18 protein-coding genes are annotated in these 22,330 nt (G+C 66.6%); 6 read left to right on the top strand and 12 right to left on the bottom strand.

The genetic code is table 11. The features are described from left to right. Positions 1 to 12: 12 nt before the first annotated feature. Positions 13 to 486 carry an rRNA maturation RNase YbeY gene (ybeY, locus tag GD628_RS09235; protein ID WP_091604685.1) on the bottom strand — a complete coding sequence of 158 codons (474 nt, stop codon included), beginning with the start codon at positions 484 to 486 and terminating at the stop codon, positions 13 to 15. Further along, positions 483 to 1,520 (bottom strand): PhoH family protein, encoded by a 1,038-nt coding sequence (locus GD628_RS09240; RefSeq protein ID WP_226802453.1) that lies wholly within the window; start codon positions 1,518 to 1,520, stop codon positions 483 to 485. Before GD628_RS09240 ends, ybeY begins: the two co-directional genes overlap by 4 nt. 384 nt (positions 1,521 to 1,904) lie before the next feature. On the opposite strand from GD628_RS09240, the gene GD628_RS09245 reads away from it, so the two are divergent. Beyond that, entirely contained in the window at positions 1,905 to 2,825 is a 921-nt protein-coding gene (locus tag GD628_RS09245; protein WP_176697579.1) for a GerMN domain-containing protein, read from the top strand. A gap of 70 nt (positions 2,826 to 2,895) precedes the next feature. Here the strand turns inward: GD628_RS09245 and GD628_RS09250 are convergent, their stop codons facing one another. The 3 genes from GD628_RS09250 to hrcA all read right to left on the bottom strand — a co-directional run bounded on the left by GD628_RS09250 (position 2,896) and on the right by hrcA (position 5,942). After that, entirely contained in the window at positions 2,896 to 3,678 is a 783-nt protein-coding gene (locus tag GD628_RS09250) for a 16S rRNA (uracil(1498)-N(3))-methyltransferase (RefSeq protein WP_152274504.1), read from the bottom strand. Positions 3,679 to 3,693: 15 nt separating this feature from the next. After that, positions 3,694 to 4,836 carry a molecular chaperone DnaJ gene (dnaJ, locus tag GD628_RS09255; protein ID WP_152274505.1) on the bottom strand — a complete coding sequence of 381 codons (1,143 nt, stop codon included), beginning with the start codon at positions 4,834 to 4,836 and terminating at the stop codon, positions 3,694 to 3,696. 92 nt (positions 4,837 to 4,928) lie between these two features. Next, on the bottom strand, positions 4,929 to 5,942 hold the full coding sequence (gene hrcA / locus GD628_RS09260; protein ID WP_152227850.1) for a heat-inducible transcriptional repressor HrcA: 1,014 nt from the start codon (positions 5,940 to 5,942) through the stop codon (positions 4,929 to 4,931). Between the two features lie 172 nt (positions 5,943 to 6,114). On the opposite strand from hrcA, the gene GD628_RS09265 reads away from it, so the two are divergent. Together GD628_RS09265 and GD628_RS09270 are read left to right on the top strand one after the other, a co-directional pair. Next, positions 6,115 to 6,957 carry a DUF3097 domain-containing protein gene (locus GD628_RS09265; RefSeq protein ID WP_152274506.1) on the top strand — a complete coding sequence of 281 codons (843 nt, stop codon included), beginning with the start codon at positions 6,115 to 6,117 and terminating at the stop codon, positions 6,955 to 6,957. A 151-nt stretch (positions 6,958 to 7,108) separates the two neighbouring features. Continuing rightward, the gene (locus tag GD628_RS09270) at positions 7,109 to 7,534 is read left to right on the top strand and encodes a DUF4870 domain-containing protein (protein ID WP_091604663.1); all 426 of its coding nucleotides are present in this window, start codon (positions 7,109 to 7,111) and stop codon (positions 7,532 to 7,534) included. Positions 7,535 to 7,618: 84 nt separating this feature from the next. On the opposite strand, the gene hemW is transcribed toward GD628_RS09270, so the two are convergent. Together hemW and lepA are read right to left on the bottom strand one after the other, a co-directional pair. Further along, complete coding sequence (gene hemW, locus GD628_RS09275; RefSeq protein WP_152274507.1) at positions 7,619 to 8,848, bottom strand: radical SAM family heme chaperone HemW; 1,230 nt, start codon at positions 8,846 to 8,848, stop codon at positions 7,619 to 7,621. Continuing rightward, complete coding sequence (gene lepA, locus GD628_RS09280) at positions 8,845 to 10,698, bottom strand: translation elongation factor 4 (protein WP_091604656.1); 1,854 nt, start codon at positions 10,696 to 10,698, stop codon at positions 8,845 to 8,847. The genes hemW and lepA overlap by 4 nt, the downstream gene beginning before the upstream one ends. Before the next feature lie 216 nt (positions 10,699 to 10,914). On the opposite strand from lepA, the gene GD628_RS09285 reads away from it, so the two are divergent. Continuing rightward, on the top strand, positions 10,915 to 11,499 hold the full coding sequence (locus GD628_RS09285) for a type II toxin-antitoxin system PemK/MazF family toxin (RefSeq protein ID WP_152274508.1): 585 nt from the start codon (positions 10,915 to 10,917) through the stop codon (positions 11,497 to 11,499). Positions 11,500 to 11,686: 187 nt separating this feature from the next. Beyond that, positions 11,687 to 11,947, top strand: a complete 261-nt coding sequence (gene rpsT / locus GD628_RS09290) for a 30S ribosomal protein S20 (RefSeq protein ID WP_055241021.1) — start codon at positions 11,687 to 11,689, stop codon at positions 11,945 to 11,947. A gap of 125 nt (positions 11,948 to 12,072) precedes the next feature. Here rpsT and holA read toward each other — a convergent pair whose 3' ends face one another. Continuing rightward, the gene (holA, locus tag GD628_RS09295; protein ID WP_226802454.1) at positions 12,073 to 13,080 is read right to left on the bottom strand and encodes a DNA polymerase III subunit delta; all 1,008 of its coding nucleotides are present in this window, start codon (positions 13,078 to 13,080) and stop codon (positions 12,073 to 12,075) included. A 251-nt stretch (positions 13,081 to 13,331) separates the two neighbouring features. Here holA and GD628_RS09300 point away from each other — a divergent pair, with 251 nt between their 5' ends. Then, positions 13,332 to 14,642, top strand: a complete 1,311-nt coding sequence (locus GD628_RS09300) for a TetR/AcrR family transcriptional regulator (RefSeq protein ID WP_193313234.1) — start codon at positions 13,332 to 13,334, stop codon at positions 14,640 to 14,642. A 36-nt stretch (positions 14,643 to 14,678) separates the two neighbouring features. On the opposite strand, the gene GD628_RS09305 is transcribed toward GD628_RS09300, so the two are convergent. From GD628_RS09305 to leuS, 4 genes are all read right to left on the bottom strand, one after another. Next, complete coding sequence (locus tag GD628_RS09305; protein ID WP_152274511.1) at positions 14,679 to 17,426, bottom strand: ComEC/Rec2 family competence protein; 2,748 nt, start codon at positions 17,424 to 17,426, stop codon at positions 14,679 to 14,681. An 84-nt stretch (positions 17,427 to 17,510) separates the two neighbouring features. Further along, positions 17,511 to 18,545 carry a ComEA family DNA-binding protein gene (locus GD628_RS09310; RefSeq protein ID WP_152274512.1) on the bottom strand — a complete coding sequence of 345 codons (1,035 nt, stop codon included), beginning with the start codon at positions 18,543 to 18,545 and terminating at the stop codon, positions 17,511 to 17,513. 102 nt (positions 18,546 to 18,647) lie between these two features. Further along, positions 18,648 to 19,817, bottom strand: coding sequence for a DegV family protein (locus GD628_RS09315; protein WP_226802455.1), 1,170 nt, complete (start codon positions 19,815 to 19,817; stop codon positions 18,648 to 18,650). A 5-nt stretch (positions 19,818 to 19,822) separates the two neighbouring features. Beyond that, positions 19,823 to 22,324: a leucine--tRNA ligase gene (leuS, locus tag GD628_RS09320; RefSeq protein WP_420837570.1), complete on the bottom strand. Its 2,502-nt coding sequence runs from the start codon at positions 22,322 to 22,324 to the stop codon at positions 19,823 to 19,825. Positions 22,325 to 22,330 lie beyond the last annotated feature (6 nt).

Below are 22,330 nucleotides of genomic sequence, written 5' to 3' on the forward strand. Positions count from 1 at the left end.
GGACGCCTACGCTCAACTGCGTGTCTCCTTCGGGGCTTCCCTGCCCGTGTAGTCCGAGAGCAGCCGGCGCTGGAGGCCGAACATTTCGGCTTCCTCCTCGGGTTCGGCGTGATCGTAGCCAAGCAGGTGCAGGATGCCGTGGGTAGTCAGCAGCAGGAGCTCGTCTTCCAGGCCGTGGCCGGCCGTCTTAGCCTGGCGTTCCGCAACCTGCGGGCACAGCACAATATCCCCCAGGACCCCCGCCGGGGTTGGGCGTCCCGGTGTTCCGGGACGCAGCTCGTCCATCGGGAAGGACAGCACGTCGGTGGGGCCGGGAAGGTCCATCCACTCGATGTGCAGTTTTTCGATGGCGTCCTCGTCCACGAGGATGATCGAAAGTTCGGCCTCCGGGTGGACGTACATGGCGTCCAGGACGAACCGGCCCAGGCGGGACAGCGCTTCCTCGTCCGCCGGCATGGCTGACTCGTTGTTGACTTCGATGCTCATCGCTTCTTCTCCTGCGCCGCATTGCCTGCCCCGGTGCGGGAACGGCGTTCTTCATCCCACTCGCTGTAGGCGGTCACGATGTCGCTCACCAGGCGGTGCCGGACGACGTCGGTGGCGGTGAGTTCGGAGAAATGCACGTCCTCGATGCCGTCCAGGATTTCATGGACGATCCGCAGGCCGGAGGTAGTGGAGCCGGGGAGGTCCACCTGGGTAACGTCGCCGGTGACCACCATCTTGGACCCGAACCCAAGGCGCGTCAGGAACATCTTCATCTGTTCCGGCGTCGTGTTCTGCGCTTCGTCCAGGATGATGAAGGCGTCGTTGAGGGTACGGCCGCGCATGTAGGCCAGCGGGGCTACCTCGATGGTTCCGGCGGCCATGAGCCGGGGAATCGATTCCGGGTCCATCATGTCGTGCAGCGCGTCGTAGAGCGGACGCAGGTACGGATCGATCTTGTCGTTAAGCGTGCCGGGAAGGAATCCAAGCCGCTCCCCCGCTTCAACCGCCGGACGGGTCAGGATGATTCGGTTGACTTCCTTCTGCTGCAGGGCCTGGACCGCCTTGGCCATGGCCAGGTAAGTCTTTCCGGTGCCCGCCGGGCCTATCCCGAAGACAACCGTATTGCGGTCGATCGCGTCAACGTAGTTCTTCTGGTTGAGCGTCTTCGGGCGGATGGTGCGGCCGCGCGTCGAAAGGATGTTCTGGGTGAGGACCTCGGCCGGCCGGTCCGCACTCTGGTCCCTGAGCATGGTGATCAGCTGTTCGAGGATCTGGGGCGTCACCCGCGTCTGGTGCCGCGCAAGGACCCGGACCTCGTTGACGAGGCGGACGGTGCGGTCCACTGCAGGGGCTGGGCCGGAGACTGAGAGCTCGTTTCCGCGGACGTGGAGGTTCACCTCCGGAAAGGCGTTCTCGATGACTTTCAGGGCTTCATCGTTCGCGCCCAAAGACTGGACCATGTGCTCGGTTGAGTCGAAGACAATCGTCTGCTGGTCCTCACGGATGGTGCCGATTCCTGCTGAAGATTCGGTCATATATGCGGCCCCTCGGCCTCTCATCGCCCCTTATCGGAATTCTGGATGGTACGTCTGCTGAAGTTCATGGTGCCCACAGACTTCTTAATTCTACTGGATATGCGCCCGCACGTGCCCCGCCGGCTTCCGGTAGCGCTACAGGGAACGGATCGGCGGATCAGTTACGGACTGTGTGAGCTGTATTACGCCGTTTGTCTCGGCTTGGCATCGTCTGGGTCTCAATCAAGTATCAGTCCCGGCCGGAAGGCCGGAACCCCCGGTTTGGGCCCGTGCGGCTGTGCCAAGCTTGATGGAATGCTCCGGCCGCGACCCCCTGTCCCGGACGGACCCCCACAGCATCGACCGGACTCGTGCCGGCACAGGATATGGAAGGCAGGGACAGTCATGACCGAGCAGCGAACTCGCCGCTCCGCACGTTTCCGCCTCCTGCTGGCCGCGGCGGCAGCGCCGCTGCTTCTGGGTTCATGCGGCGTGGTTGCGGAACTGCCCACCACCAGCATGCCCAGCTCCTTCAGCGCCGCGACTTCCCCCGAGGGACACCCGATGGCTGTTTCCGCACCTGCGGAAGCCACGGAATCAAAGGTAGTGATGCCGGTCTACTGGCTGGGCCTGAACGGGTCCGATGTCCAGCTGTACCGTGAGTTCCTTCCGTCGAAGAACACGGGCGACCCCATTGGGGAAGCGGTGATGACCATGACTACCGCGACGCCGTCGGATGATGACTACTTCACGCCGTGGGCCCCGGCCTCCAGGGTCACTGCCTCGATCTCCAGCAAGAACGTCATCACAGTGGACATCTCCGCGGATGCCTTTAAGCCGTCTCTGGATGCCGGCATGGCCCACCGCGCGGTCCAGCAGCTGGTGTATACGGCAACCGCCGCAGCCGCGAATGCGGGCCTGACTACTGCCGGTTACAACGCAAGTGTTGCCGTACTCGTGGACGGCAAGGCCGGTTACAAGGCGTTCGGCCATGAGGACCTGGAAGGGGACCTCACGCGGGACAAGTCTATGCCCGCGCCGATCTGGATCATCAGCCCGCAGGCGGGAGACGGCACCGAGGCTTCCGTGACGGTCACCGGCTCCGCCGTGGAGCGCGATGAGCCGCTGTTCTGGAGCGTGGAGCGGGTAGTCAACGGGCGGCCTGAGACGTCCGCCCTGAAATCCGGTGAGATCCGGCTGGATGCCGCATCCGGCGAGACGGCGATGTTCGACATCCAGATCGACCTGGACCCCGGTGAGTACAGCCTGCGCGTGTTCCACGGCGAGGGCGAGAACGAGGATTCGAAGCGCTTCACGGTCTACTAGGCTCTCCGGCCTCGGAGAGCCCAAATTCAGCAGCTGACCCGGGAAGGACCTTAGTCCGCCCGGGCCGTGCTCAGTTCCAGCGGCCCAGCAGGTGGTTCAGCAGCACCAGGGCAGCAGGGCCCGCACTCGAGGAACGCAGCACATGCGGACCCAGCCGAACCGCAACCGCACCGGCGTTCCGCAAGGCCTGGAGTTCAGCCGGGCTGATTCCACCCTCCGGCCCCACCACGACGGCGATGGACCGGATTCCAGCCTCCAGGCCGGTTCCCACGGACCGTGCCAGCGCGAGTTCAACGGCAGCTGCCAGTGGAACGTCGGCTTCCTCGTGAAGCACCAGGACCAAATCGGTCCCCGCCAGGACCGCAGCAAGGGCCTTGCTGTCGGCGACATCGCGCACCTGCGGAATCCGGGACCTGCGGGACTGCTTGGCCGCCGAGGTCACTACGGCGCGCCACTTGGCCTGGCCCTTGGCCGCCCTGTCAGCACGCCACCGCACGATGCTGCGCTCGGACTGCCAGGGAAGGACTGCGTCCACGCCAAGTTCGGTTGCGGCCTCGATCGCCTGCTCGTCCCGGTCGCCCTTGGCCAGTGCCTGGACAAGCGTGATCTCGCAGTCCTGGCCTGATTCAACCGCTACGTCCCGGACATCGACTTCCAGCAATCCCGGCTCGGCGGACCGTACGGTTCCGCGCAGGCGGGTTCCGGCGCCGTCGACAATATCCACGTCTTCTCCCGGTGAGAGCCGCTTGACTGCCACTGCATGCCGCGCCTCAGGGCCGGTGAGCGCGAAGACGCTCCCCGGTGCCGCGGCAGCAACGAGTTCGGGATCGCCGAAGAAGATGGGGTTGGTCACCGTGGGCTCCGGCGCCTAGTGGTTGCCGAGGCGGTCGCGCAGCTTGGCGAAGACACCGCTGTTGCTGCTGCCGCTGACCCGCCCTTCGGCGAATTCCTCTCCGCGCAGTTCCGCGAGCCGGCGCAGCAGTTCCTCCTGCGCGGCGTCGAGCTTCTGCGGGGTCTCCACCTGGACGTGCACCATCAGGTCACCGCGGCCGTAACCGCGCAGGTGGGTCACGCCAAGACCCTTGAGCGTAGTGACTTCACCGGACTGGGTGCCGGCCTTGATGTTGATCTCACGTTCACCGTCAAAGGTGTCCATGGTGATGACGGTGCCCAGTGCGGCCGCCGTCATCGGCACCGTCAGCGTTGCGTGCAGGTCATCGCCGTCGCGCATGAACACGGGATCCGCGTTGACCCGGATTTCGACGTACAGGTCACCCTGCGGTCCGCCGGCAGTTCCGGCTTCACCCTGTCCGCTGAGCTGGATCCTGGTGCCGGTTCCGACGCCGGCGGGAACCTTGATGGTCAGGGTGCGGCGGCTGCGGACGCGTCCTTCCCCGGCACATTCGTGGCACGGGTCCGGGATGACGGTACCGAATCCCTGGCACGAGCCGCAGGGCGCGGTGGTCATGACCTGGCCGAGGATTGAACGCACGGCACGCTGGACCTGGCCGCTGCCGTGGCAGATGTCGCAGGTGCGGGGCGAGGTTCCGGGCTGGCAGCAGGAGCCCTCACAGGTGGGGCAGAGGACAGCGGTTTCGACGTCGATTTTCTTGTTGGTGCCGAAGACGGCATCCTTCAGGTCGATCCGGACGTTGATCAGCGCATCCTGGCCGCGCCGGGTGCGCGATGCCGGGCCCCGTCCCCCGCCGGGGGCTCCGCCGCCAAAGAAGGTGTCGAAGATGTCCTGGAAGCCGAAGCCCTGGCCGCCGAAGCCGGCGCCGCCAAACCCGTTGTCCGTGCCGTTTTCCTGGCCGGTGGTGTCGTAGACCCGGCGCTTCTGCGGGTCGGAGAGGACCTCGTAGGCATGGGTCACGGCTTTGAACTCGTCCGCAGCTCCGGGGGCGGTATTCACGTCCGGATGCAGTTTGCGGGCCAGCTTGCGGTAGGCCTTCTTGATTTCCTCGCCGGTGGCATCCCGGCTCACGCCGAGTACCTGGTAGTGATCACTCACTCGTGCACATCGCTTCCTGTATTGCGTACCCCGCCTCGGGGGTGGTTAGTCTTCCGCAGGGCACCGTTCGGCGCGCCTGCCGGTCTGGTGGGTCAGTTGTTCAGGACCCGGGAAAGGTAGCGGGCAACGGCTCGGACCGCTGCCATGGTGTTGGGGTAGTCCATCCGGGTGGGACCGAGGATTCCAACCATAGCGGACGCGTCCGGCCCGTACCCAGTGGCTACGACGGATGCCTCGGACAGGGAACCGTACGGATTCTCGGATCCGATCCGCACCGAAACGCCCCTGGCATCCTGTTCCATCTCGGAGAGCAGCCGGAGCATGACCACCTGCTCTTCGAGGGCCTCCAGGATGGGGCCGATGGTCAGCGGGAAGTCACCGGTGGCCCGGGCCAGGTTCGCAGTGCCGGCCATCACCATGCGGTCCTCACGGTTGATGCCGGCCAGCTGTTCAAGTGCCCGTCCCAGCGCGGCAGCGGTGCCGCGCAGGTGCGCCGGCACGGTGGCCAGCGTATCCGCGAGATGGGAAGTGATCCGGGTCAGAGTGGTTCCGGCCAGTGCCTGGAGGAAATGCTGGCGCAGTTCGTGCAGGTCCTGTTCGGTTACGGGAGCGGGGGCGGTGATGACCCGCTGTTCCACCCGGCCCGTCGTGGAGATCAGGACTACCAGCACCTGCGCCGGTGCCAGCAGGACGAATTCGATGTGCCGCACCTTGGCATTGCCCAGGTGCGGATACTGAACGACGGCGACCTGGTTGGTCAGCTGGGAGAGGAGACGCACCGTGCGGTCCAGAATGTCATCGATGTCCTCCGCACCCTCCAGGAGTGTCTGGATGGCACGGCGTTCAGCCGCGGAAAGCGGCTTGAGGTCCGAAAGCTGGTCCACGAACAGGCGGTAGCCCTTGTCCGTGGGGATGCGCCCTGCGGACGTGTGCGGCGCAACGATCAGGCCCTCTTCTTCGAGGACAGCCATGTCATTGCGGATGGTTGCGGAGGAAACCCCGAGGTGGTGGCGTTCAACCAAGGCCTTTGAGCCGACCGGTTCACGCGAGTGGACGTAGTCTTCGACGATGGCCCGGAGCACCTCGAGCCGGCGTGGTTCGCTCAATGGTTTCCTCCTTCGCTGACTGGCTTTCCGCTGGCAGCTGTTCTCAGGCCAGACTTAGCACTCGGTGTCCCTAAGTGCTAAGTCTAATACCATCCGCTCCCGTTGCTAGCATTGATTCCTGCGTGCCTGCCGCCACCGCAGGCCCTTCGCGCGTCGTCAGGAACGAGGATTCATGCCCAGCTACGAGTGGGGTCCGCAGGACATCACGGCCCCGGCCCGTAAGGCCCTGCGGCAGGTGGGTGCCGAGAAGGACATGGTGCTGGAGGAAGTCCAGACCGGGTGGGTAGGCGCGGTGATCCGCACCGAGAAATCCGGCGGCATGCACCTGGTGGTGCTGGAAGATTACCGCGGGCGTACCCGGTCCTTTGAGCTGGGCTTCGGCTTCCTCCTGGAAGGCGAACCCGTTGAAGTTGTCCCGGCCGTTCAGGCCCAGGCCCCCGTTGCCCGGCGTACGGCGTCAGGCTCTGTCGCCGTGGCGAACGTCCGTGCGCGAACGGCCCGGGCCAGCCGTATCTGGGTTGAGGGCAAACACGACGCGGAACTGGTGGAAAAGGTCTGGGGTGACGACCTGCGGATTGAAGGCATCGTCGTCGAACCCCTCCACGGCGTGGACGACCTTGCCGGTGCCGTGCGGGAGTTCTCTCCCGGACCCGGGAGGCGGCTCGGGATCCTCGTAGACCATCTGGTGTCCGGGTCCAAGGAATCCCGCATAGCGGCTGAAGCCATGAGGGTGCCCGGAGCTGCCGGGAACGTGCTCATTGTCGGGCACCCGTACGTGGACGTCTGGCAGGCCATTAAGCCCCACGTCATCGGACTGGCTGAATGGCCCGTGGTGCCCCGGCATGAAGACTGGAAGACCGGAATCCTCAAGGGGCTTGGCTGGCCGCACCGCGATCACACCGACGTCGCCGTGGGCTGGAAGAAGCTCCTGGGTTCGGTCCGCACCTACGCCGATTTGGAGCCGTCACTGCTGGGCCGGGTGGAGGAAGTCATCGACTTCCTCACCGTTCCGTAGGACTGCGCCGGAAACCTGGCGCGCCCGCCGGCGGCACGGCACGCGGGGCCCCGGTGCCTGCTCCGGCCGCTGAAGCCAGTACCCTTGTCTAACAACAGGTACCCGCGGGGGGCGATCCCTGCGTCATCTGAGAGTTAAAGGAAAAGCCACCGTGTCCAACCCACGCCCGAACCACCCGCAGCCGGCTAACAGCGGTTCGCCGGCGCGCCCGGACTACCAGGGTGCCCCGGCCAACGCCCTTCCCCTGACCGCGTCGGAAGACCGCCAGTGGGCAACCCTTTCCCATTTTGGCGGGATCCTGGGTTTTGTTCCTTCCCTCATCATCTATCTGGTGTTCCGTGACCGGGGGCCGTTCACGGCCCAGGAGTCCAAGGAAGCGCTGAACTTCACGCTGCCCCCCACCATCCTGGCCCTCGTTGCCTGGCTGCTTTCCTTCATTCCGGTGGTCGGCGGGTATTTCGCCATCCTGAATGCACTCATCTGGATTGTTGTGGCCGTGTACTCGGTGATCGCCGGAATCGAATGCAACCGCGGCCGGCCTTACCGCTACCGTTTCAACCTGCGCCGTTTCCGCTGACACGTCAGCGCTGACGCTTCCGGCCCCACGCGAAAGACCCGCCGCCCCATGGGGGCCGGCGGGTCTTTTGGTTCTGTGCACGGTCTACGGGAGCAGGCGCCGCACCACGGCGTCGGCCAGCAGCCGGCCCCGAAGCGTGAGCAGCACGGTTCCCGCGATGGCGGCCTTCGGTTCAACCAGGCCGTCCGCAATCAGGCCGGCGATCTCGTGCCGTCCCTCCGGGCGGAGCAGTTCCCGCGGCAGGCCTTCGGCCAGCCGGGTGCGCAGCATGACGTCTTCGAGGTAGCGGGTGTCCGCGTCCAGGGTCTCGCGCCCGACGGCGGGTGACTCCCCCGCCGCGATGCGCTGGGCGTAGGCCGTGGGGTGCTTGGCGTTCCACCAGCGGACACCGCCAACGTGGGAGTGCGCCCCGGGTCCGATCCCCCACCAGTCATCGCTGCGCCAGTAGGCCAGGTTGTGCCGGCAGGCATCCTTCGGCGTGCGCGCCCAGTTGCTGACCTCGTACCAGTTGAGCCCGGCAGCCGTGAACAGCTCGTCGGCCAGCAGGTACTTGTCCGCGTGGTCGTCGTCGTCGATAGGCGGGACTTCGCCGCGGCGCATGCGCGCGGCCAGCTTGGTCCCCTCCTCCACGATCAGCGCGTAAGCGGAAATGTGGTCGGGTTCGTAGCTCAGGGCTTCCTCGACCGAGTGCTTCCAGTCCGCCAGGGACTCCCCGGGCGTGCCGTAGATCAGGTCGACGCTGACTTTCAGTCCGGCATCCCGCGCCCACTGCACCGCCTGAGGCACCAGGGAAGGCGTATGGGTGCGGTCCAGGACCGCCAGGACGTGCGGCACGGCGGACTGCATGCCAAAGGACACGCGGGTGAAGCCGGCATCGGCAAGAAGCTGCAGCGATTCCGGGGTCACCGAGTCGGGGTTGGCCTCAGTGGTAACTTCCGCGCCTGGTGCCAGACCCCACTGCTGTACGGCTGTGCCCAGGATGGCGGCCAGGTCTTCGGCGGGCAGCAGGGTTGGGGTTCCACCGCCGAAGAAGACAGTCTCAATGGGGCGTTCGGGAAGGCCCGACGCCGTCAGCGCCCCGGCAGCGAAACGCACCTCCTGCGCGGCTGTGGCCGCGTAGGCGTCCTGCGAGGCACCTCCCCCCAGTTCGGTAGCGGTGTAGGTGTTGAAGTCGCAGTAGCCGCAGCGTACGGCGCAGAACGGAATGTGGACGTACAGCCCGAATTTCCGCTCTGCAGCCGCCGCTGCCGCGTCGGACGGGAGAAGTCCGTCCTTTGGCGCGGGATCCCCGAGGGGCAGTGCGCTGGGTGTCACTTCTTGGATTTGTCCTTGGACTCGTCGGAGGACAGGGCAGCCACGAAGGCTTCCTGCGGGACTTCCACGCGGCCAACCATCTTCATGCGCTTCTTGCCTTCCTTCTGCTTTTCCAGCAGCTTGCGCTTACGGCTGATGTCGCCGCCGTAGCACTTGGCAAGCACGTCCTTGCGGATGGCGCGGATGGATTCGCGGGCAATGATGCGGGAGCCGATGGCGGCCTGGATGGGAACCTCGAACTGCTGCCGGGGAATCAGTTCCCGCAGCTTCCCGGTCATCATGACGCCGTAGGCGTAGGCCTTGTCCTTATGGGTAATGGAGCTGAAGGCGTCCACCTGCTCGCCCTGCAGCAGGATGTCCACCTTGACCAGATCGGAGACCTGCTCGCCGTCGGCCTTCCAGTCCAGGGAGGCGTAGCCGCGGGTCTTGGACTTCAGCACGTCGAAGAAATCGAAGACAATCTCGGCCAGCGGCAGGCGGTACCGGATTTCCACCCGGTCTTCGGAGAGGTAGTCCATGCCGCCCAGGACACCGCGGCGGGTCTGGCACAGTTCCATGATGGCCCCCACGAACTCGCTGGGTGCCAGGATGGTGGCCGCAACCATCGGCTCGCGGACCTCTTTGATTTTGCCTTCGGGGTACTCGCTGGGGTTGGTCACGGTGACCACCTTGTTGTCCTCAAGCGTCACCTCGTACTCAACGTTGGGTGCGGTGGAGATGAGGTCCAGGTTGTATTCGCGCTCGAGCCGTTCACGCGTGATTTCGAGGTGCAGCAGTCCCAGGAAGCCCACGCGGAAACCGAAACCGAGGGCGGCCGAGGTTTCGGGTTCGTACACCAGCGCGGCGTCGTTGAGCATCAGCTTTTCCAGCGCGTCACGCAGTACCGGGTAGTCGGCGCCGTCGATCGGGTACAGGCCGGAGAAGACCATGGGCTTGGCATCGGCGTAACCGGGCAGTGATTCGGCGGCGGGCTTTGCCAGATTGGTGACGGTGTCCCCCACCTTGGACAGGCGGACGTCCTTCACACCGGTGATCAGGTAACCCACCTCGCCGACGCCGAGGCCCTTGGAAGGCGTAGGTTCGGGCGAGCTGACGCCGATTTCAAGGAGTTCGTGGCTCGCGCGGGTGGACATCATCTGCACGCGTTCGCGCGGGGAGAGCTTGCCGTCCACCACGCGGACGTAGGTGACCACGCCGCGGTAGGTGTCATAGACGGAGTCGAAGATCATGGCACGTGCCGGTGCGTTGGGATCGCCCACCGGGGCCGGAATGTCACGGACGATCTGGTCCAGCAGGGCTTCGACGCCCACACCGGTCTTTCCGGAGACCTTCAGGACGTCCGCAGGGTCACCGCCGATCAGATGGGCGAGCTCCTCGGCGTACTTCTCCGGCTGCGCTGCCGGCAGGTCGATCTTGTTGAGGACCGGGATGATGGTCAGGTCGTTTTCCATCGCCAGATAGAGGTTGGCAAGGGTCTGCGCTTCGATCCCCTGAGCGGCATCCACCAGCAGCACTGCTCCTTCGCAGGCTGCCAGGGAGCGGGAGACTTCATAGGTGAAGTCGACGTGGCCCGGGGTGTCGATCATGTTCAGGGCGTAGGAGGTGTTCTCGAGTTCCCACGGCATGCGTACAGCCTGGGACTTGATGGTGATTCCGCGTTCGCGCTCAATGTCCATGCGGTCCAGGTACTGGGCCTTCATGTCCCGCTGCTGGACTACGCCGGTGAGCTGGAGCATGCGGTCAGCCAGGGTGGACTTGCCATGGTCGATGTGGGCGATGATGCAGAAATTCCGAATGATCGCCGGATCCGTCGCGGCAGGCACCGGTGAGAAGCGGGCCAGAGGTGACACTGTGGCGGTTCCTTTACTGTTTGCATGGCTTCGGCGCCGTGCCGGATGCGCGATCGCATTCCGAAGCGCCGCTCGCACGCAGGGATTGAACGAAGTTGGACTGGTTTCTAAGTTAACAGTCTCCCACGTTTACCCCGCCGGACCCGAACTGTCCGCGGCTGACACTGGCCGGACGCTGCGCAGCGGCCCGGCAGTTGCCGGGCCTAGGATGTCCGCATGGCTTTTTCTTCCCGCAACCTGCTCAGCCTTGTCCGGACGGCCCTGCATGCGGCCCGGCACCTGGCCGCGCCACCTGCGAAGGCTCCCCGCCGGGCCCCGTCCAAGACCAGCCGGACGCCGGACCCGCGGTTTTCGGCTCCGGGGACGGTTGCTGCAGGGACGTCTTCGGCGCGCACGTCCCGGACTGCCGGCTATCCCGGTGACTACACCGGACGCATTCAGCCCGTCTATGCCCCCAGGCCGGACGGAGCCCCGGACCCCGGTGAAGTTGTCTGGGCCTGGGTCCCGTACGAAGAGGATCCTTCCCAGGGCAAGGACCGCCCGGTACTGCTGATTGGGCGCAGCGGCCCCCGCCTGCTGGGCCTGATGCTGACCACGAGGGACCGGAACAACTCCCGTGGATCGGATCCGGCCTATCTGGACATTGGTTCCGGCGCCTGGGACAGCAAGGGCCGTCCCAGTGAAGTAAAACTGGACCGCATCATCACCCTGGACCCAGCCGACGTCCGGCGCCAGGGTGCTGTAGTGGACCGCGCCGTCTTCGAACGTGTGGCGGACCGGCTCTCCGCTCTTCGCGGCTGACCGGGCCCGGAAGCGTGCCGGGTTCCGCACTGCCCGCGAAGTTCTGCTAACATTTATTGCTGTGTGTCCGCGCAGGTCGACGGGCACTTCAGGCCGGGCGCCATTACGGTATCCCCACGCCGCTCAGTCAATGTCTGGTCTGAAATTCCCTCACCGACCAAGTCCGCAATACAAAGAGAGTTTATAAGTGGCCAATATTAAGTCCCAGAAGAAGCGCATCCTCACCAACGAGAAGGCGCGTCAGCGCAACAACTCGGTGAAGTCCGAGCTGAAGACGCTTATCCGCAACGTGGATAACGCTGTCACCGCTGCTGACAAGGAAGCGGCTCAGGCAGCCCTGCAGGCTGCTACCCGCAAGCTGGACAAGGCTGTCAGCAAGGGCGTTATCCACAAGAACAACGCTGCTAACCGCAAGTCGGCCATCTCCAAGAAGGTCAACGCGCTCTAAGCGGAAGCAACACCCTGAGTTTTACGCAGAAACGGCTGGTCCTTCGGGACCGGCCGTTTTTGGGTTAAGGCCCCATGCAGATGTGCCGGCGGCCTCAGCCAGCCGGACACTGCGGGGGTGCGTACCTAGCGCCCGGAGGCTGCCAGTGCAATCACGGTTACGGCCCGCTCCACCGCATACACCGGGTCACGGCCGGCGCCCTTAACTTGCGCGTCCGCCTCGGCGAGGACCTGCACGGCCTTCACCAGGGATTCGGAGGAGAACCGCTGCGCGTCCCGGCGTGCCTGGTCAACCTGCCAGGGAGCCATCCCCAGTTCCTTGGCCAGCGACGCGGACGAGCCGCGGAGGTCCGCCACCCGGGCCACGCCCCGTACTTTCATGGCCAGCGCGGCCACCAGCGGAACCGGGTCCACTCCAGTGGCCAGGGCGTGCCGCAGCATTGAGAGCGCCGCGCCCGCCCGGCCGGCCAGTGCCGCGTCCGCTACCTTGAAGGCTGTTGCTTCGACCCGCCCGCCATAGTATTTTTCGACAGTTTCTTCGGTAACTTCGCCGGAGTTGTCGTTCATCAGCTGCTGGCAGGCGGACGCGAGTTCCGCCAGGCTGGACCCCACGGCGCTGACCAGCGCACGGACCGCTCCGCCGTCGATCCGGCGCTTGGCTGCCTTGAACTCCTGGGAGACAAAATCAGCTTTGTCGGCGTCCTTCTTGAACGGCTGGCAGTCAACCACCGGCGCCTTGGAGGACTTGACGGCGTCCAGCAGTTTCTTGCCCCGGTTTCCTCCTCCATGATGCAGGACCAGCACCGTGTCCGGGGCCGGGTCCAACAGGTAGGCCAGCGTATCGTTCAGGAACTCCTCGCTCATGTGGGCCAGGTTCGCCGCTTCGATCAGCTTGGCCTCGCCAAAGAGGGACGGGCTGGCAATGAGTGTCAGTTCCCCGGCGGTATAGGCAGCGGCGTCGATCCGGATGACTTCTGTGTCCGGAGCCTGGCTGCGCTGCTGCAGCCGGATGTTCTCCATCGCCCGACCGGCAAGGTACTCCTCCGGCCCCGTCAGCAGCACTACGGGAGCCGGCGCGGCCTGCCGCCAGGAGACAGTACCTGCCGCCGGCTTAGCGGAAGTTTTCTTTGGCACGGCCGGATTCACGGATGCACTGCTCCTGGGAAGATAAACACGGAATCAATCACCCCCAACATTGCCATGATGGGCCCGGCCGGCCAACTCCCGCCGTCGTCGTTTTTGCCACAGGAGATGCGGCTGCGGCGGACGATCAGGATGGACTGACCATGCCGGCAGCGGGCAGCGGCGACGGCTCCGGTCAAGTTTGTGTGCACCGGCGGGTGCCGCTAGTGTTGCGGAGGCATACGCCTAAGGAGAGTGATTTCGTGGCCGCAGAAGAGGGTACCCCCTCCCGGCGCAAGCCCTCCCGCCGGCAGCCGCCGTCCGTAGTAGCGCGTGCCGCCGTGAGCGCCGCGCTGGAACAGGGCTTTGAACGCGTGACGGTTGAAATGATCTGTTCCCGGGCCGATATTTCCCGGAGTACGTTCTTCAACCATTTCCAGTCCCGGGACGCTGCGATCATCGGCAAGCCACTGACGGTGCCTGGCCCCGAGGTGACGCACCCAATTTTCTCGCGGCATGCCGAAGACCTGGTCCGGGGACTGCTGGAACTGCAGGTTCCCAGCCTCGCCCACCGGACCGCCGACGCCGATGTCCTGCGGGACCGGACCCGGCTGATCACCGAGCAGCCCGCAGCCATGAGCCAGTATTCCTCCGGCCTCATTGGGGTCCAGAACAGCCTCAGTGACGCTGTTGAAGGCTGGCTTCGGGCCAATCCTCAGCATGCCCGGCTTCCCGGTGACCCGCGGACCGAAGCAGTTCTTGCGGTCACGTCCGGATATGCGGCCCTGTACGCGGCTTCGCAGTGGTGGAGCATTCCGCTGCGCGACCTGCCCGAGCCGCTGGCAGCCTGCCTCTCCGCAGCCGACGCCCTGCGGAGCGTGGTCGGAGTGAATGATGCCTCACGGCAGGAAAGCGTCCCCTGTATACCGGTTCCCGAGGACACGGAAGACTCCGGCCGTGCACCCGGGCTCCGAGAGCGCAAGCGCCGGGACACAGAGAACCGCATTGAACTGGCCGCGGTCCGGGGCGCCCTGGAACGCGGGTTTGAGGCCGTCACGGTGGATGAGATCTGCGAAGAGGCAGTGATTTCCCGGAGCACGTTCTTCAACTACTTCCCCTCGAGGAATGCGGCCATTGTCGGCCGGCCAATGAACGTCCTGCCGCCGGAAGCCGCTTACGATGTTCTGTCAAAGCATGGCAGGGACACCCCGGCGGGCACGTTCGCGCTTATTTGTGCGTCGTTGGAGAGCACCGACCCGGAGGTGGCCACGCTGCGGGCGGAACTTGCCGGCAAACAGCCTGCTGCCCGTGATGCCGGAACCACCACCCTGGTGGATGCCTGTGCCCAGTTCATGACCACAGTCCGGGACTGGCTGGCCGCCAATCCGCAGTACTCGAGCATCGACGGCGACCCCGCCTACGAGGCGTCCCTCGCAGCGAATGCTGCCTACGCCGCGATTTCCGTCATGGAAGGCGGGTGGCTGGGCGCGGCCGCCAAGGTGCAGGCCAGTGCGAAGGACTTCACTGCGGCAATGGCGGACCTGCGGACCATCCTGTCCAGCCCCGCCGTGTGAGCGGACCAGCACGTTCTGCCACTAGCCAGGAAATCGTCAGAACCCGGCATCCAGTCCGCTCACCAGCAGGCTGCCGTCCTTGAGGTGCAGGACAAAGCTACCCAGCTGATCCGTTCGGGCGATTCGCGAGCCTGCCTGTTCAAGGTTCTTCAGCGTTTCAGGTGCGGGATGTCCGTAGGTGTTCTCCTTCCCCACGGAGATCAGCGCGAGCGGCGGCCGCAGCTCTGCCGGCAGCACCGCTCCGGAGTTGCGTGCGCCGTGGTGCGCCACCTTGAGAACGTGCACGGTTTCCAACCGCAATTCAGGACTGGACCGCAGCATCTGCCGGGCAGCGTCTTCTTCCAGGTCCCCGGTGAACAGCAGGTTTATTCCTTCAGTCCGCACGAGCAGGACGGCGCTGGCGTCATTTTCGGTCAGTCCGGCCGGGGGTCCGTTCCCGGTTGCCCCAGGGGAAGCTTCGGCAGGCGGCCAGAGAACGTCCCACCGCACTCCCCCGTGCTGGCCGTGTCCGCCCTTAGCCAGGCGCTGGGGTTGGACGCCGAGCCCGCGGGCAAGTTCCGAGATTTCCGCGGGCAGGCCGGGCTCGGCGGAGGAGAAAGCGAGCGAATCCACCATCCTGCCGTCACCGGCTGCAGCGGCCCCGGCGTAGTGGTCCGCGTGGGCATGGGTGATGACGAGCAGATCGACCGTCCGGATCCGTAACCGGTCCAAACACGCATCCAAAGCAGGCGGGTCCGGGCCGGCGTCGATCACGACTGCAGACTCCGGCCCCGTCCGTACTGCCAGTGCGTCTCCCTGGCCCACGTCACATGCCGCGGCGATCCACGCCCGGCCCGCCGCGTCCTGCGGAACGAGACGGAGGGCAGCTGCCGCCAGGACAGCCGCAAGGGCTGCCCCGGCCAGCACCGCGCCCAGCCGGACCACCGGCCGGGAGCCACGCACCCTGCCGCTCCTGCGGGCGGCGGGATGTGTCCTCGGAGACCGAATCTGACGGTGTCCCTGCCCGTGGGTGGGCGCGGTTGCACCCCCAGAGCCCTTCACACGCCCCAGCCGCATCACGCCGAGCGTCAGCAGAGCCGCGGCAGCCGCCATGGCGGCTGCACCCGCTGGACCCGGAAGCCAGGGCAGCAGTGCTCCCGGCGCGTCGGCAAAGAACCGAGCAACACCTGCCACCCATCCGGCACCCACGCCGGCGGAAAGCATCAGGGGTAAGGCCAGCGCCGGTGCCACCTGCCCGAGCACTGCCGCTGCCATGCCGGCGATGGTGACAAAGGGAACGGCAGGCGCCGCAGCTATGTTGGCCGGCAGGGAGTAAGCGGGCAGGTTCGGCTGCAGCAGGATAAGCACCGGAGAGCAGGCAACCTGCGCCGCTAGGGGAACGGCGGTGAGTACGGCCAGCGGCTGCGGGAGGAAACGGCCCAGGCCCGCAGTCAGCCGCGGCCCCAGGAAGATCAGTCCAGCCGTCGCCGACACCGACAGAATGAAGGCGTAGCTGCCGCTGAGCCAGGGATCCGCGACAAGGAGAATCACTGCGCACAGGCACAGGAGTGCTGCAGGCACCTTCCCCCGTCCGGTGAGCACTGCGGCAGTACCGATCGATCCCATGACCGCCGCCCGCAGCACGCTTGCGTCCGGCCGGACCACCAGGACAAAACCGGCCAGCACCACAACGGCCACCACTGCCGCGGCTGCCCGGGGGGCCCGGAAGAGGCGGGCAACGAGGAACACGAAGGCGAGGAGGTAACTGCAGTTGGCGCCGGATACCGCAGTCAAGTGGGTGAGCCCGGTGTCCTGCATGGCCTTGGTCAGGTCCTCTGGGGCGGCCGACCTGTCTCCCAGGACCATGCCGGGGAGCAGTCCAGCTGCGTCCCGGTTCCCGATGGCCTCGGCGCGGCTGGCAAAGCCCGTCCGCAGATCGGTGGCAAGCGCCAGCAGCCCGCCTGCTGATTGGACAGCCGGTGGACGGGAAACACGAAGGACAGCGGCGCTGCGGTCCCCGGGAGCGGACGCGCTCAGGGTTCCTGCGGTGCTGAACCTGTCACCCAGATGGATACCGGCGTACGCTTCCCCGCCAATTACCAGGACCGGCAGGTTGGCTGGTGAACGTTCACCTGCCAAGGTGAAACTGTTCAGCTCTGCTTCCAGGAGGTACCGTGGCTTGCCGCTGAACCGGTCTGCGGCGGCCGGGCGGGCATCACTGCGGGCCACCAGTTCTCCCGTGATGGAAGCGCTGGAGGTGACAGCTGCCCCGGCGGGACCGGAGTGCCGGGACACCACTGCTGAGCCGGCCGAACTTGCCACCAGCGCCAGCACGGCCAGGGGTGCCAGTGCCGCCGCCAGCGAGCGGCCATACCGGGATTGACGCTTCCACGGCGATACCACGAGGAGGAGCAGAAGCAGCGCACCTCCGGCTGCAGCAGCCAGCAGGGTAACCGCACCTGGAAGGCGTACCGCCGCGGCGGCGGTGGCCCAGGCACAGACAGCCACGGGAACCAGGCGTAACTCGTGATGCGGGCGAATTCCCGTGCCGCCCGCGGGCCCGGTCCGGGTCCCGGAGACCCTCCGGGTGGCAGGTACGGTCCTGGCATCAGGTCCGGCACTGGTGTTCCGGCCCGTCCCGGCGGGCCATAGGCGGCCGGGGAGGAACCGGGCACGCCCAAAGAAGGCGCTGTAACGCCGGGCGGCCGGCTGAGCCTTCTCGGCGACTGGCGGACGGCGGGTGCCGGCCGCTCTCCCGGCGACGGCAGCCGCGGTGTAGCGCTCCCACCGGCTCTTACGTCCCATTCGCCTGTTCCCGGTCACGGAAGGGGCGGTGGGAACGGCGGGAGCCAGGCACCCGCCGGTGGACCGGATGCACGAGTAGCGGGGTCATACCGCTACCAGCGGCAGAAGGGCAGCCAGCATGGCCTCCCCGATTCCCGGCACGGCATCCAGGTCCTCAGGCCGCTGGAACGGACCGTGCTCGGCACGCCAGGCAACGATCCTGGCCGCCAGCACGGGACCGACCCGCGGCAGGGTTTGAAGCTCCGTCTCGCCGGCGGTGTTCAGGTTTACCGCTGTTTCCCCGCCACCGGTTCCCGCCGCTGAAGTCCCGGCACTTCCGGCTGGCTGTTCCGCGCCCACCGCGCCTGAAGGACCCAGCGGGACAGCCGGATCACCTTTCGCCGGGATCACGACCATTGATCCGTCCGTCATGGGCGCGGCGAGGTTCACCCGGGTGAGGTCGGCCTCGCCCGTGGCCCCTCCGGCGCCGGAGACGGCGTCTGCGACGCGGGCGCCCGCCGGGATGCGCACCAGCCCGGGTGCTGCGACGGCTCCGGCAACGTGCACCACAAGCTCGCCGCCTGCCGCTCCCGCGTGGAGCCCGTTAGCGCCGGCCCGTTCCTCCGGCGATCCCGGGTTCCCGGCTGCGGTAGGTTCTACCGCCGTTGGGGACGCTTCGTTGTCCGGATGCCCGCTCCCGGCCGGTGCCCCCTCCGCCGTGGCTTCCGCTGCCGGACTGGAGTCCAGTTCCACGGCGAGCACCGGCCCCCGGTCGCGCAGCAGCGGCACGGCAACAGCGGCTGCAAGCATAAGACAGGCTGCCAGTATTCCGGCACGCAGCGGGAAGCCCCACCGCCGCCGGGGGCGCCGGGCTTCCGGACGCCCGGCGTCGTCGAAGCCGTCGTCAAAGCCCTCGTCGCCAGGTTCGGCTCCCGCAGCACCGGCATCGCCAACATGGGCAGCGGAGCCGTCCCGTCCGGGGAGCGCCCAGGCGTCCTCCTCCCGGGAGCCCAGGAAGTCGTCTTGATACGGCGATCGTGACCGCTGTTGGCGGTTCGGCTGCCCCGCGGCCAGACGACGCACAGCAAGCCGGGACGGCAGCGCGGCGGGTGGTTCTGTATCCCAGCGGTGATTGGCCATGATGGGGAGCCTACGGCCGGGCCGGAAGCGCGGATTCCCGTTCGCGAACGATGTGAAGCGCCGGGCTGAGCTGCCGTGTTGTGCAGGAAGACTTGGCCCGGGTTAGTCGATGTCCCGGTCAGGGTCCGCGAGGGAGTTTGTCGGCTGGCCGTCGGTGCCGGGTCCCCCCACGCGTCCACCGGGAGCAGCCTCTTCACCTGCGCCAGCATCTCCGCCCGGGCCGGCACCGCCGGCAGGGCCCGAGCCTCCGGCCGGTCCGGTACCCCGAATCTTGCCAGGGATACCCGGTGCCCGGACGGTAGCAGGACCCGTGCCGGTCCCGGCGCCCAGCGCCGGTCCGGCTGGCTTGCTCGGTGCAATGGCAACGGCCAGCACGCCCAGACCGGCGTGCGCGGCGAGCACGGCAGGCAGCGGACAGAGCATCACTTCAGCGTCGGGCACTTCATGGATCACGGCGGCAGCCAAACGTTCGGCTTCAGCTTCGTTGCCGAAGTGGTGCACCGCAACGCGCACCGGCCCGGACCGCCGGGCCAGTTCTTCGCGGGAGAGCTCCTGGAGCCGGGCGAGGGCCTTCGGCGCGGTTCGGACGCGTTCCAGGGGAACAACCAGTCCGTCTTGGATGGCGAGGATGGGCTTGACCGCAAAGAGCGTTCCGAACCAGCCGGCGGCAGCACCGATCCGTCCCCCGCGGCGCAGCTGATCGAGGCTGGGGACGTAGAAGAGGATGTGGGCGGCCGCGGCACTGGCGCGGGCGGCAGCAGCGACGTCGTCCGCTCCCGCTCCGTCCAGGGACTCGCGGGCGGCCGCCTGCACCGCATAACCGAGCCCCATGGCTACGGACGCCGTATCCACCACCTGGACGGGTATGGCTGCCGAGCGGGCTGCCAGGCGGGCGGAGTCAACGGTTCCGGAGAGCCGGGAGGACAGATGAACCGATACCACCGCCTCGAACCCGGCGGCCGCCAGCTCGGCGTAGACAGCCTCGAACGCTCCGGGAGCCGGCCGGGAGGTGCGGACTTCCTGGCCCTGCGCAAGGGCCAGTGCGAGGGCGCCGATCATCTTGTCGGTGCCCTCGCCGTAGATCTGGTCCCCGATCATCACCGGCATGGAAACAACCCGCACCAGCGACGCCAGCGCAGGCGTTTCCGTCCACTGTTCGGGCAGGGAGCAGGATGAGTCCGTGACGACGGCGACGCGCGGACGGGATGCAGGTTCAGCGCCCCCGGTTTCCCGGGAACGGAACCACCGTCCGCGCAGCGCCGCCCAGTCCATCACGGTTAGGCAGGCACGATGTTCACGAGCTTGGGCGCCTTCACAATGATGGTGCGGATGCCGGCGCCGTCGAGCGTCTTCTGCACCTGCTCCGAAGCCAGTGCCAGTTCGCGCAGTGCGTCTTCAGTGATGTCTGCCGGAACTTCCAGGCGGTCGCGGACCTTGCCCTTGACCTGGACAATCGCGGTAACGGTGTCCTGGACCAGGAGCGACGGATCAACCGCCGGCCAGCCTGCGTTGGCAACCGAGGCCGGGTGGCCCAGCGCATTCCAGAGATCTTCGGCCGTGTACGGGGCGAAGAGGCTGAGGATCACGGCCACGGTTTCGGCTGCTTCGCGGACTGCCGGGTCCGCTGCACCGGCGCCGGAGTCAATGGTTTTGCGGGTGGCGTTGACCAGTTCCATCAGCTTGGCGATCACCACGTTGAACTTGCCGGCATCCAGCAGTTCAGCGGCGTCGGCAATGGTGCGGTGCGTTACTGAACGCAGCTTCTTGTCCCCCGCGGCGGCGTCGGCGCCCGGTTCGGAGGCTACGTCCTGGCCGAGGCGCCAGGCGCGGGCCAGGAACTTGGCGGAGCCCGACGGCGAGACATCCGCCCAGTCCACGTCGTCTTCCGGCGGGGAGGCGAAGACCATGGTGAGGCGCACGGCGTCGACGCCGTACTTGTCCAGCTGCTCCCCCAGGTCCACGCCGTTGCCCAGCGACTTGGACATTGCCTTGCCGCCGTTGAGGACCTGGCCCTGGTTCAGCAGGGCGCTGAACGGCTCATCGGCCTCGATCAGGCCCATGTCCTTGACCACCTTGGTGAAGAACCGGGAGTAGAGCAGGTGCAGGATCGCGTGCTCGACGCCGCCAACGTACTGGCCAACGGGCATCCAGTTCCGGACTGCCTCCGGGTCGAACGGACCCTCGGTGAAGTGCGGCGAAACGAAGCGCATGAAGTACCAGGAGGAGTCCACGAAGGTGTCCATGGTGTCCGTGTCACGCTTGGCCGGGCCGTCGCAGGACGGGCAGGGAACGTTGACCCACTCTTCCACCGAGGCCAGCGGGGACGTGCCCTTCGGGGCCAGGGCCTCACCCTTCAGCCCGGTGGGCAGGGTGACCGGCAGCTGGTCATCGGGAACCGGAACTTCGCCGCACTCTTCGCAGTGGATGATGGGGATCGGGGTGCCCCAGAAACGCTGGCGGGAGAGCAGCCAGTCCCGCAGGCGGAAGTTCACGAACTTCTCGCCCGTGCCCTTTTCCTCCAGGATGCGGACAGCTGCGGGAATGGCCTCGGACTTCGGCAGGCCGCTGAGCTCACCGGAGTTCACCAGGGTTCCTTCACCGGTGGTGGCGGTGCCGGAAACTGACGGGTCCTCTTCGCCGGTGTCCAGTACCGCGCGGACGGGCAGGTCGAAGGTGCGGGCAAAGTCCAGGTCCCGCTGGTCGTGCGCGGGCACGGCCATGATGGCGCCGGTCCCGTAGTCGGCCAGCACGTAGTCGGCTGCCCAGACCGGCAGCTTCTCGCCGTTGAGCGGGTTGACCGCGTAGCGGCCGGTGAAGACACCTGTCTTGGTGCGGTCAGTTGCCTGGCGTTCGATGTCTGAGAGCGCCTTGACGTCCTCGCGGTACTGCAGGAGTGCGTCGCGGTGCTCGTCGTCCACCAGGTCCAGTGCCAGCGGTGCATCTGCGGCCACGACGAAGAACGTTGCTCCGTACAGGGTGTCCGGGCGGGTGGTGAAGACGGTGACCTGTTCTTCGAGCTTGTTGCCGGCTGCCTCGATGGCGAACCGGACGTGGGCACCCTCGGAGCGGCCGATCCAATTCTTCTGCATGGCCAGCACGCGCTCCGGCCAGTGGCCCTTGAGCTGGTCCATGTCATCCAGCAGCCGGTCAGCGTAGTCGGTGATCTTGAAGTACCACTGGTTCAGGGCCTTCTTGGTGACCTGGGTGCCGCAGCGTTCGCAGGCGCCGTTGACAACCTGCTCGTTGGCCAGCACGGTCTGGTCCTTCGGGCACCAGTTGACCGGGGAGTTCTTGCGGTAGGCAAGCCCGCGGTCGTAGAAACGGGTGAACAGCCACTGGGTCCAGCGGTAGTACTCAGGGTCGGAGGTGTGCAGGCGACGGGACCAGTCAACGCTGATGGCATACCGCTTGAAGGAACCGGCCTGGGTGTCGATGTTGCGGTAGGTCCACTCGCTGGGGTGGGCGTTGTGCTTGATCGCGGCGTTTTCGGCGGGCAGGCCGAAGGAGTCCCAGCCGATCGGGTGCAGCACGTCAAAGCCGAGCTGGCGCCAGTACCGGGCAACGACGTCGCCCATCGCGAACGCTTCAGCGTGGCCCATGTGCAGGTCACCGGACGGGTAGGGGAACATGTCCAGGACGTAGCGGCGTTCCTTCGAGCCGTCGTCGGCCGGGGTGAAAACGCCAAGGTCGTCCCAGACAGCCGGCCACTTCTTCTCCATGGCCGCGAAACTGTATACGGCCTCTTCCGACTGGTCAGTCTGTGACTGCGTGCTCACTATGCTTCG

It is taken from the genome of Arthrobacter koreensis (assembly GCF_009193255.1).
Taxonomy (GTDB): domain Bacteria; phylum Actinomycetota; class Actinomycetes; order Actinomycetales; family Micrococcaceae; genus Arthrobacter_B; species Arthrobacter_B koreensis.